6 protein-coding genes and 3 pseudogenes are annotated in these 9,417 nt (G+C 31.8%); 3 read left to right on the forward strand and 6 right to left on the reverse strand.

Annotated features, from left to right (window positions below; all coding sequences use genetic code 11):
- Positions 1–469: 469 nt before the first annotated feature.
- From ACN4EE_RS20570 to ACN4EE_RS20585, 4 genes are all read right to left on the reverse strand, one after another.
- On the reverse strand, positions 470–640 hold the full coding sequence (locus ACN4EE_RS20570; RefSeq protein ID WP_431708375.1) for a hypothetical protein: 171 nt from the start codon (positions 638–640) through the stop codon (positions 470–472).
- 7 nt (positions 641–647) lie between these two features.
- Positions 648–1,457 carry a cupin domain-containing protein gene (locus tag ACN4EE_RS20575; RefSeq protein ID WP_431708376.1) on the reverse strand — a complete coding sequence of 270 codons (810 nt, stop codon included), beginning with the start codon at positions 1,455–1,457 and terminating at the stop codon, positions 648–650.
- Positions 1,458–1,529: 72 nt separating this feature from the next.
- The gene (locus ACN4EE_RS20580) at positions 1,530–1,706 is read right to left on the reverse strand and encodes a PIN domain-containing protein (RefSeq protein WP_431708377.1); all 177 of its coding nucleotides are present in this window, start codon (positions 1,704–1,706) and stop codon (positions 1,530–1,532) included.
- A 17-nt stretch (positions 1,707–1,723) separates the two neighbouring features.
- Positions 1,724–2,005: a hypothetical protein gene (locus ACN4EE_RS20585; RefSeq protein WP_431708378.1), complete on the reverse strand. Its 282-nt coding sequence runs from the start codon at positions 2,003–2,005 to the stop codon at positions 1,724–1,726.
- Positions 2,006–2,262: 257 nt separating this feature from the next.
- Between ACN4EE_RS20585 and ACN4EE_RS20590 the strand changes: the two are divergent.
- From ACN4EE_RS20590 to ACN4EE_RS20600, 3 genes and pseudogenes are all read left to right on the forward strand, one after another.
- Positions 2,263–4,886, forward strand: a pseudogene (locus ACN4EE_RS20590) (DNA methyltransferase).
- A 258-nt stretch (positions 4,887–5,144) separates the two neighbouring features.
- Complete coding sequence (locus tag ACN4EE_RS20595) at positions 5,145–6,137, forward strand: Gfo/Idh/MocA family protein (RefSeq protein WP_431708379.1); 993 nt, start codon at positions 5,145–5,147, stop codon at positions 6,135–6,137.
- A 57-nt stretch (positions 6,138–6,194) separates the two neighbouring features.
- Positions 6,195–6,617 (forward strand): hypothetical protein, encoded by a 423-nt coding sequence (locus ACN4EE_RS20600; RefSeq protein ID WP_431708380.1) that lies wholly within the window; start codon positions 6,195–6,197, stop codon positions 6,615–6,617.
- Positions 6,618–6,876: 259 nt separating this feature from the next.
- On the opposite strand, the pseudogene ACN4EE_RS20605 reads toward ACN4EE_RS20600, so the two are convergent.
- Positions 6,877–7,293 (reverse strand): annotated as a pseudogene (locus tag ACN4EE_RS20605) (GDP-mannose 4,6-dehydratase); the annotation flags it as partial.
- A gap of 3 nt (positions 7,294–7,296) precedes the next feature.
- Positions 7,297–9,147 (reverse strand): annotated as a pseudogene (locus tag ACN4EE_RS20610) (GDP-mannose 4,6-dehydratase); the annotation flags it as partial.
- Positions 9,148–9,417: the final 270 nt, after the last annotated feature.

Consider the following 9,417-nt stretch of genomic DNA (forward strand, 5'->3'; position numbering starts at 1 on the left):
TTGTGGACTTGTCTGTAAGGCTAGTGCCGTCCTGTGAAGCAGAAACTCTTAATTGCGAAGTTAAGAAGCCCACATCTGTACCGTTAGGTCAGTGTGGGAGATGTCACGAAATATCCCATACACCGCTTCGCAATAAATTGACGAAGCTAACAGCTAAAATCTGCTAAAGCGATTTCATAAATATCTTGTTTGAAAAAATACAATAAAGTTACACTTAAACCTTTTGAAATTAGTCGCTTTAGCTGACTTGTGCTATAAGCCATGAAATTTATTTCTTGGCGGTTTATGAGATATTACCTAAATCTTTGTTTCTGCACAAGTCGTTGATTTTGTCATTTTTATGTAACATAATATTTGCCAATGAATTATTTGTTCCTTTTTCATAATACACTATTGATTTCGTTCAATACGATTAAAAATAGTAGGTTTTTTACAGGCAAAATGCCTGTTTTACGGTGAGAAAATAATGCTAAAAATTGAATTTTTGCTTAATAAAAGTATAAGTAACTTGACCTAATAATACAGCTCCTGCTGCCACTAAACCTTGAAAGGGAGGCACGGGTAAAGGAATTTTAAAAGCTGTAAAAATTACCCCTAAAATCCATCCCCCAAAAATGGCGATTCCTAGTTCTTTATTCATATATAATTTAAAAACAACTAACGGATTTATCTCCTTGATTATAGGCATTAACTGCGTCAATGATCCTCATTAAATTTTCTTCATCGAAAAGTTTAACTAATTCCACGGGGGTATCCTCACTTAAATCTTTGATATATTCAGTAAAAAAGGCACTTTGATTAATACCGTATTTAGGTGCAGAAGTGATAAATTTTAGTTTCGCTTCGTCTGTAATCGGCGGTAAATTATTTAAGTCTTTGATGGGGATTCCCACTTCTTGAAAATACTCCCGAATACCACCATCGTTTAAAGGATATTCTGGAGAAGACTCGTCTCGTATCCAGATAAATACTAAAGGATGAGTTTCCTCTGTTTTGTTGATAAAACCGTGAATATGATATTTTGGTCCATAAAATACTTGATTTGCTTCCGCATCAAGGCTATAAATAACGGCGTTTCCTGCTTCTTCACGGGTAGGAGGAAAGTTGAGGTTAGGAAACTGTTGAGTTGTTTCTAATAATTGGATACCTCCTTCTGGAGTCCAAAACCATTCATTTGTATAGTGATGAACGTGGGGTAAAGGACCAGCACCTGCTGGAATGATACCATAAGCTAGGGAAAATCCTAAATCACCTCGATTACAGCTTGTAAATTTAAAAATTTCTCCTGCGGGTCCTAAAATGTTTTCTGTTTCAATATTAGGGATTGGAACACCATCAATATAATGTTTATAAGAATGCAGTCGATCGAACTTACTAACGGCTAAAGTATGACTGGGAAAAACAATGAGACTAAACAGTACGATGGAAATTAAACAAATAACATTCCAAACTTTCATTCAGATTCTAAAAAAAATTATTCAGATAGTGATACTAAATAAAAGATTAGCTCAAAGAATTAAATTGATATGTTAATTAATATAACGTACCCAATCAAACAAAGCATTACTAACTTCATACATTAACAAACTAGGAGCAATTATTGACAATCTTTCTTTTTGCCATTTTTCCCATAACAAATCATACTGAGAATTAGGATTAAACGTAACTAATAAACGAATAATAAAACTAGCATCAACACAAATCATTAATTATCTTCCTACGATTAAGAACAGCTACTATTATTGAAATCTAAGACTTCGATCGACATTAATTCTGCATCTCTTTCATTTCGTAACTCAAAAAGAAGATCATCTGGATTTATGCTTAAAGATTTACCTTGATTGCGTTTAAAAATTTCAGCTTTCAACTTTAATAACTCCTGATAGCATTCTTGAGACGATCGATTAAAATTTTGATCAGATAATTTTGTTTGTAATAAAGATTGTTCTTCAAAAGTAAGATTATTAATGATTCCTACTAAATAATTGACTAATTGAGTATTCATGAATTTTTTACTTAATTATCGGTACAAGTCAAATTTATCTAATTACTAAAGTCCATTATAAATTTAATATAATATTAACTAAACTCATCAATAATATCAAGACCGCTTGATTACTTATAAATTAATTAAAAATAATCTTAGTAAAATTTACTGAACGTTATCTATTAGCAGTGTAATTCATTACACGGTGGGGTAAGTGCGAAGATATAATCTATTCGTAATTAATTATCCGAACTTGATATTACTGTTTTAAAACAATGCCTTTAAGTTGGAATGAAATCAAAAATCGATCAATCAATTTTAGCCACGAATGGGCTAATGAAACCTCAGAAAATGCTGAAGCAAAATCATTTTGGGATGGATTTTTTCATGTTTTTGGAGTCTCCCGAAGACGGGTTGCTACCTTTGAAAAATCTGTCAAAAAGTTAAATAATAAACACGGTTTTATCGATTTATTTTGGCAAGGAGTTATTTTAATTGAGCATAAATCTAAGGGGAAAAATTTAGATAAAGCCTATCAACAAGCCTTAGATTATTTTCAAGGATTAAAAGAGTATGAATTGCCTAAATATATTCTCGTTTCCGACTTTCAAAAATTCCGTTTATATGATTTAGATAATGACACAATCAACGAATTTGAATTAAAAGACTTTGTTAATAATGTTCACTTCTATTATTTTGTTTATTTGCAGACGATACTAATATTTTTAACAAGGGAATTTTTCAAGAATATATCGATTTACATACCAAAGAAGATGGAAGCGATTTAGCTATGCACCTAGCTTCTATTTTTCATGTATTAAATCAAGCAGAAAATAAAAGACTGAAAAATTTAGACGAAAATTTAGCCCAATTTCCCTACGTTAATGGCAAACTATTTGAAGAAGTTTTGCCTCCTGCTTCCTTTGATAGTGAAATGCGAGAAATGTTATTAAAAGCCTGTAGTTTAGATTGGGGAAAAATTTCCCCTGCTATTTTTGGTTCAATGTTTCAAGGGGTTATGAATCCTACTCAAAGACGTAATTTAGGCGCTCATTATACCTCTGAAAAAAATATTTTTAAAGTCATTAAACCTCTATTTTTAGATAATTTATATACCGAATTTGACAAGATAAAAAACAGTCAAAATAAACTTAAAGAATTTCACGAAAAAATTGCTAATTTAAAATTTCTTGATCCCGCCTGTGGGTGTGGAAACTTCCTAATTATCACCTATCGAGAGTTAAGAGAATTAGAAATAAAAGTCTTAAAAGAGTTGTATAAACAAGAGCAATTTATTGATATAAATATCTTCATTAAGGTAGATGTCGATCGATTTTTTGGCATTGAATACGATGAATTTGCCGTGAGAATTGCAGAGGTTGCTTTATGGTTAATTGATCATCAAATGAATATTAAAGTAAGTGAAGAATTTGGTCAATATTTTGTCCGTTTACCTCTGAAAAAATCCGCAACTATTATTCATGGTAACGCTTTACAAATTGACTGGAAAAGTTTAGTTAATCCCCCCCAACCCCCCTTACTAAAGGGGGAGAATGGCATAGATTTTATTTTAGGTAATCCTCCTTTTGTGGGCAAAAGTTATCAAAATTTACAGCAAAAAGCTGACATGAATCTGGTGTTTAATGGGGTGAAAAATGCTGGTGTTTTAGATTATGTTTGTGCATGGTATCTCAAAGCCTCTCAATTTATTCAAAATACTAAAATTCGTTGTGCTTTTGTGAGTACTAATTCCATTTCTCAGGGTGAACAAGTGGGCATTTTATGGCAGGAATTATACACTAAATATAAGATAAAAATTCACTTCGCCCACCGTACTTTTTCTTGGAGTAATGAGGCTAAAAATAATGCAGGTGTCCATTGTGTTATTATTGGTTTTGGTTTAGAAAATATCGATAATAAACGTCTTTTTTCCTACGAAAATATCAAGGGGGAAGCCACTGAAATTAATGTCAAAAATATCAATCCTTATTTAGCAGAAGGTAATGATTTAATTATCACCAGTCGTAGAAAACCGCTTTCTAATGTACCTGAAATCATAAAAGGAAGTATGCCTAATGATGGAGGAAATTTATTATTTACTGAGAAAGAAAAAAAAGTTTTTTTAAAACTTGAACCTAATGCAGAAAAATGGATAAAAAACTATATAGGAGGACAAGAATTTATTAATGGATATACTCGCTATTGTTTATGGTTAGTGGATATTCAACCTCAAGAATTAAAACAATTAAAGTATGTTAATGAAAGAGTTAAAAATGTTCAACAATTAAGATTAGAAAGTAAGAGAAAAGCAACACAAAAAACAGCTAATTTTCCTACACTCTTTGGTGAAATTAGACAACCTAAAACTAATTATTTAGCCATTCCAGAAGTGTCATCAGAAAGAAGAAAATATATTCCTATTGGTTTTTTATCTCCAGATACTATTGCTAGTAATAAAATTCAATTAATTTCTGATGCTGACTTATTTTTATTTGGTATATTAACCTCAGAAATGCACATGACATGGGTTAAATATGTCTGTGGAAGACTAGAAAGTCGTTATGATTATTCTGGTACTATTGTTTATAATAACTATCCTTTCCCTGAGAATGTGACGGAAAAACAACGGGAAAAAGTAGCAAATTTAGCTCAAAAAATCCTCGATATTAGAAATAAATATCCTGACAGTAGTTTAGCGGATTTGTACGATCGATTAACCATGCCTAATGACTTAATAAAAGCCCATCAAAACCTTGACAAAGCGGTGGACTTATGCTATAGAAAACAACCTTTTACCAGTGAATTAAATCGCATCGAATTTCTATTTAATTTATACGAAAGTATGACAGCACCATTATTAAAAACTGACAAGAAAAAACCCTCTTCCCGTAATGAATAGTGGATAGTGAATAGGTAATAGTGAATAGTTTATAGTGAGGAGTTTTTAATTATTAATTGTTAATTGTTAATTGTTAATTCTTCATTTTTCATTTTTCATTCTTCATTTTTCATTTTTCATTCTTCATTCTTCATTCTTCATTCTTCATTCCTAATTCTTCTTATGGTTCACTCAGGTATATGATAGCTATAGCGATTTTAATAGCCATTCACTATTTACTATATTTTATTAACTCACTATTGATTATTTGCTATATATATGATAGATTACGGTTTGGAACAAAAAATGATTAAAGTTGGTATCGTTGGCACAGGATATGCGGCTAAAAGAAGGGCGGAAGCGTTTCAAGATTCTCCTTTTTCTGACTTGGTGGCGGTAGCTGGACATAGTTCAGAAAGTACTCAAGATTTTTGTCAAACTTATAGTATTGATGCTGTTGGCAGTTGGCAAGATTTAGTTAATCATCCTTCTCTTGATTTGATTTGTATTTGTAATGTGAATCGTGAGCATGGTTCGATCGTACGTCAAGCATTATTAGCGGATAAACACGTTATTGTCGAATATCCCTTAACCCTTAATCCTTCCGAGAGTCAGGAGTTGATTAACTTAGCCCGACAAAAACAAAAATTACTCCATGTAGAACATATTGAGATTTTGGGAGGAGTACACCAAGCCATTAAGCAATATTTACCAGAAATAGGCATACCTTTTTTAGCTCGTTATAGTACTATTTTAGCCAAGCCTAAAGTTGTTCCTCATTGGACTTATAATTATGAATTATATGGTTTTCCCTTCGTAGCGGCTGTATCTCGCATCAATCGATTTACAGATTTATTCGGGGAGGTGGATTCCGTTAGTTGTTATGCTCGTTTTTGGGATGCCCCCGAAAGCGGTTATTTTTCCTCTTGTTGGTGTCAAGCTCAATTACAATTTAAAAACAAGATGATGGTGTCTCTTACCTATGGTAAGGGTAATCAATTTCAAAGTAACGATCGAACCTTAGAAATTTATGGCGATCGAGGTACATTAGTATTTGATGGAGAACAGGGTAAAATAAAACGGGGTGATGAGGAGATAGCTATAGAAGTTGCTAGTCGTCGGGGATTGTTTACCCAAGATACTAACTTAGTATTAGAGCATTTGCGCACAGGAAAACCCCTATATATCAATAATACCGATAGTGCCTATAGTTTGAAAGTCGCTCAAGCTACCCTTAAATCTTTTCAAAATCAACAAATTGTCAAAGTTTAGAATACACTGAAAACAGTTACAATCAAATTAGTTTTAACACCACCATTACATAGGCACATGGATAATTGGGAAAATAGTTTACTACAATGGTTAAATCAAGTAGAAAGACAATTACAGTCATTATCTAATCACATTAATCGAGAGTTAGAAACAAAACTTGATGAATTAACTCAAGAAATTGAAGAAACTTTAACCACTGAATTAAATCAATTTTTGACGGAAGTTGATGATTTCGTAATCGATGTTTTTGATTTTTTTCTTGATGAAAATTATCGTGAATTTGATGAAGATGAAAATAATGAATTAGACGAATTACAATCTTTATTTCAAGATGATAAACCACAACCTCATCCCCAAAAACATCCAGCCTGTGTCGGGTGCATCCATTATCATGGTCAGACTTACAATGGTAATTTGCTCGTATGTGCTATGCACCCTTTTGGTTGGGATGATGAAAAATGTCCTGATTGGGAAAACTGATAATTAGGGTTTGCTGAATAAATCTGAAGACTATTAAAATCAAGAATTTAGACACACTACATTAACTAAAAAGTGTTCAATTTTCACAATTTTTACTGAAAAACTGAGCATTTTTTACTAAATTTTATTTAAAATTACTTTGTGATTATACGTCAATACAAAGTCTCAAAACCTTTATTTTTATTACTTATTCCCTTTTCCCTTTTCCCAAATCCGCTTTTCCCTCTCTTCATCAAAATACTTTTTCAGCAGACCCTAATTAAATTATAATACGCTTACGAAAATCCTCGATCGTACTTTGTAAACCTTCCTTCAAAGGAATAGTCGGTTGCCAATTTAAGTAATGTTTTGCTTTTGTAATATCAGGTTGTCTTTGTTTAGGATCATCTTCAGGTAAAGGTTTATAAACTAATTCCGCATCGGGGTTAATCATTTCTTGGATAGTTTGGGCTAACTCTAAAATGGTATATTCTCCCGGATTACCTAAGTTTACAGGACCGACATAATCATTATTCATTAATGCCATTAAACCTGCTACCAAATCAGAAACATAGCAAAAACTACGGGTTTGTGAGCCATCACCATAAATGGTTAAAGGAATACCTCTAATAGCTTGGGCAATAAAGTTACTAACCACTCTACCATCTTTTTCTAACATTCGAGGTCCATAAGTGTTATGACAGAAAATGCCATAAGTACCACCAATGAAATTTTCGTATTCAGGTACAGAAAAATCATAGACATAATCATCAATGATAAATTCTTCTATGTGTTTTACCGTTGCCCAAGCGATGTCTTCTGTTGTTTTTGCTTGTAGTTTTTGATTTGCTTTATCTAACTGTAATAAGTCATAATTGTCTAACCCTTGAACTGTTATTCTATAACTTTGATATTTTTTACAATCTCCTTTTTTGACTTTAGTTAGGAAACTAGAAACACTACCCACAATCCCAAATTTTGCTAAAATTAAAACTAGCTTTTCAATAATTTTTTTACTAGAACTATTAAATATTAATAATTTGCCAGTAGTTTTAGCATCATGGTTTCCGTCACCTTCCCAAAAACCATGTAAGAAATGAATTAACTGATTTTTAGGTAACTGTAATATCCAATTAGGTATATCTTTTTTAGTACTTAATTCTTGACCAAATTCTAAATAATTAACAACTAATTGAACAATAATTTTAGAATTAATGCACACTGATGGAGCTTTATTTTTATCATGACGAATTTTGGCTTTATAACCGAATAAGTTCTCAGTAATTTGGATAAGTTTTTCCAAATATTTAATATTAGAACTGAATAAAAGTTGATAATCACCATGACGATAAACTAAACATCCTTCTGCTAAATAAAATCCTAAAAACCAGAGAAATTCATCGATATTTTGAATATAGTTTTTGATTCTGAGATTAGAATATTGAGCTTTCAGGAAAGATTTATTATCGGCGGGTAATTTTAAATGATTCCATAAAGCAACGGGCATTTTATTATGGGCTTCAAAACGTTTAATTTTTACCCAATGTTGCCTTGAGTTAACACCACAAAAAGAGAGATAATTACGGATTTCTTCGTGATATTTTTCCAGATAACTAATAATATTATTACTAACTATTCCTAAACCATCTGAGGGCAATTTATCCGCTATAAAAAAGGGCGTAAAAGGCTTATCCATAAAGGGAATATGGCGAGGAATCGCAATGTAATCTCCTACTTTTAAATCTTTGCCAAAAACTGCTTGAGGTAAGCCATTTTCATCTCTAGTAAATAAACTATGATCTTCAGTAATTTTGACTTCTTTTCCCCAAGTAGTTTGAATCACATAACCTCGTTTTTTTACGGGATGTTTCCAAATAGCAGAAATCGGTTTTAAAACCGTTTGATTATTTTCATTAAAACAGGGAACAAATACATTCTCTATGTTATTATTAATTCGATCGAAACAATCAGCAAAAGTTTCATAGTAAAGTTGATTTCCCTGATAATAAATAACTTTTTGATCCCCTGTTAAACTGTTGAAAATTCGAGCGACTCTAATTTCTACATTGTGTTCTCTATAATAATCAAAGGATAGAGTTTCGGCAACTCGTTTACCTTCATCATAACAACTACGAATACCAATACAATTTACATTGCCCCGATATTCTTCGGGTTGGGGGTGTACATCTGGATCGCCATATACTTCAGATGTGGAAGCTAACAAAAATCTAGCCTTAACCCGTTTTGCTAATCCCAACATATTCAATGTACCCATGACGTTAACTTTGATGGTTTTGACGGGGTTAAATTGATAATGAATGGGGGAAGCAGGACAAGCTAAATGGTAAATTTGATCTACTTCTAATCTGATGGGTTCGGTAATATCGTGACGAATTAACTCAAAACGAGGATGATTAAGCCATTGTAGAATATTGTTTTTTGTACCCGTGTAAAAGTTATCTAAACATAATACTTCATGTCCTTGCTCCATAAGTCGATCGACTAGATGTGAGCCGACAAATCCTGCACCGCCTGTGACTAAAATTCTCATATAATTTCCATGACAGAATTTAAAATTAATATATAACTTAACCTTTATGGGATACTCTAAGCAAGATTCTCACAAAAAAAGTAACAGTTTTTATGAAATCTTACAAATTTTAAGGTTCGATCGAGAGTATTATTTTGTTATTGACAATTATCTTGCAATTTATTGTGCATCATTAGACTTCTCCAATAATTATTTTTACCCGATTGAAAATGACGATAAACTATATTAATTTAATGATTTCAATATCTAAATTGATTTAATTTTTTATTT

The sequence above is a fragment of the Geminocystis sp. CENA526 genome (assembly GCF_050753365.1).
GTDB lineage: Bacteria > Cyanobacteriota > Cyanobacteriia > Cyanobacteriales > Cyanobacteriaceae > Geminocystis.

Bases quoted from the DNA above. Each gene is read 5' to 3' on its own strand.
- ACN4EE_RS20600 (WP_431708380.1), top strand. From the start codon at position 6,195: ATGGATAATTGGGAAAATAGTTTACTACAATGGTTAAATCAAGTAGAA.
- ACN4EE_RS20570 (WP_431708375.1), bottom strand. From the start codon at position 640: ATGAATAAAGAACTAGGAATCGCCATTTTTGGGGGATGGATTTTAGGG.
- ACN4EE_RS20575 (WP_431708376.1), bottom strand. From the start codon at position 1,457: ATGAAAGTTTGGAATGTTATTTGTTTAATTTCCATCGTACTGTTTAGT.
- ACN4EE_RS20585 (WP_431708378.1), bottom strand. From the start codon at position 2,005: ATGAATACTCAATTAGTCAATTATTTAGTAGGAATCATTAATAATCTT.
- ACN4EE_RS20595 (WP_431708379.1), top strand. From the start codon at position 5,145: ATGATAGATTACGGTTTGGAACAAAAAATGATTAAAGTTGGTATCGTT.
- ACN4EE_RS20580 (WP_431708377.1), bottom strand. From the start codon at position 1,706: ATGATTTGTGTTGATGCTAGTTTTATTATTCGTTTATTAGTTACGTTT.